This window comes from Pseudoalteromonas arctica, from assembly GCF_012927645.1.
Taxonomy (GTDB): Bacteria; Pseudomonadota; Gammaproteobacteria; order Enterobacterales; family Alteromonadaceae; genus Pseudoalteromonas; species Pseudoalteromonas arctica_A.
Genome location: NZ_JABBMT010000108.1, coordinates 1 through 532, shown reverse-complemented (window position 1 = coordinate 532; position 532 = coordinate 1). Strand labels below are relative to the sequence as shown.

Here is a 532-nt window from a genome sequence, read left to right as displayed (position 1 = left end):
TTGAGTAATGCCTCATTCGTTAGACAGCCTTTTATGGCTTCCCGATTAAACAGGCTTTCTTACTCTCGGTCTGACCGTGTTATCGTCAATTGCTAATGCACAGACTCGGTGGGGTTAACCGTTTCGGTTTACCTTACTACTAGAAACTCATTTCACATAATCTACCTGATATTCTTTCTCTGAGTGTAACAGTGCCCAAATTAATCGGGCATTTTTAGCGGCCAATGCCACAGTTGCTCGTTTGAATCCTCGTCGCTCTACAAGGTCTTTAACCCATAGGCTTGTTCGGTCTGTTTTGTTTTTACAATTAGCAATAACGGCTCTTGCGCCATGAATAAGTGAGGTGCGAATATGTTTTTCACCTCGTTTGCTAATTCTACCTAACCGAACAACGCCGCCTGTGGTGTATTGCCTTGGAACTAAACCAATCCAAGCAGCAAAGGAACGGCTAGTATCAAAGTGCTTAGCGTCATTTACCGTAGCAACCACTGCAGTTGCTGTGATTTCACCAATACCTGGAATACTCATTAAA

General features: G+C 43.2%; 1 protein-coding gene. It reads right to left on the bottom strand.

Annotation, left to right across the window (positions count from 1 at the left end):
- Positions 1-147 precede the first annotated feature (147 nt).
- The coding region (locus HHO47_RS19125) for a transposase (RefSeq protein WP_169021706.1) at positions 148-532 on the bottom strand (385 nt) is incomplete at its 5' end.